This is a genomic window from Enterococcus sp. S183_ASV_20 (assembly GCF_018919685.1).
GTDB classification, from domain to species: domain Bacteria; phylum Bacillota; class Bacilli; order Lactobacillales; family Enterococcaceae; genus Enterococcus; species Enterococcus faecalis.
Window position 1 is genome coordinate 1 of the sequence record NZ_JAHLRI010000148.1, and the last position, 1,081, is coordinate 1,081.

Here is a 1,081-nt window from a genome sequence, read left to right on the forward strand (position 1 = left end):
GTATTACTATCTAACTCGTTCCAACGTGCAGAGTCATAAGAAATACCATTTTTGTCAGCGCTATCACATGTATTGCTTTTGTATAATCGCCACACACTTTTTTCAGCAAGATTCATTCTAAAAAGAACAATATTTTTAAAAGTATGTTCTACTTTTTCTTGTCCTGCATATGTTTCAAGCGCTTCCCATACGGCCAAATCAAAAGAACTTATAAAATCTTCATACGGGATACAAAGCTTATAGAGTTCGCTTCTATGCTTTGCATTTTTTGCAGATACACCTATATATCTTTCCATATATTCCATTACATTTATCAAATCTTCTTCCTTATTTGTAAACCTATAAATATCTGATAACCGAGTTACTTCTGCCCAAAACTTCACATAATCACTACCTTCTATTTTTATAAATGTATGTAATGAAAATATCCATTTTGTGACATAAATATTTACGTTAGTAATGGATTTCATATAGGTGTGTATTTAATTTTCAATGATCTTAATGCTTTATCTTAAGAAATATTGCTTTAAACACTAATAACTAGTGTTTAAAGCAATATAATTTGTACTAATTAAAGAATCCTTTGCCCCATACAGTATCTGTACGACCATCATCTGGTCCCACTGCCACGTAGCGGCGCAATCCAGAGCCTGCAATATAACTAATCCACGCATAGCCATTTTCGAAAATATAACTGTCATAACCAATTGACTGACCTGCTTCGTAATAATCTAATGCAGCACTATTTGGATCGGTGTCAGCACTGACCGGAAGCTTGCGATTTGGAACAAAATTACCTGCTTTAGGTACCAACCCAATAGAATTAGGGTGTGCCTGTGAACCAGGATCTCCACCATTATCAAAAAATCCTGTTCCCCATACAGTGTCTGTTCGACCATCATCTGGCCCTACTGCCACATAACGGCGCAAGCCTGAACCTGCAATATAACTAATCCATGCATAACCATTGGCAAAAACATAACTATCGTAGATAATGGCCTGACCAGCTTCATAATAAGCTAATGCTGGGCTATTTGGATCTGTATCACCGCTTACCGGTAATCTCATGCTAGGATAAAAT

At 36.1% G+C, this 1,081-nt stretch carries 1 protein-coding gene and 1 pseudogene; both read right to left on the minus strand.

What is annotated here, in order from left to right:
- A pseudogene (locus tag KQI94_RS16105) lies at window positions 1-383 on the minus strand (hypothetical protein); the annotation flags it as partial.
- A 184-nt stretch (window positions 384-567) separates the two neighbouring features.
- A partial coding sequence (locus KQI94_RS16110) for an SH3 domain-containing protein (RefSeq protein ID WP_216454658.1) occupies window positions 568-1,081 on the minus strand: 514 nt, incomplete at its 5' end.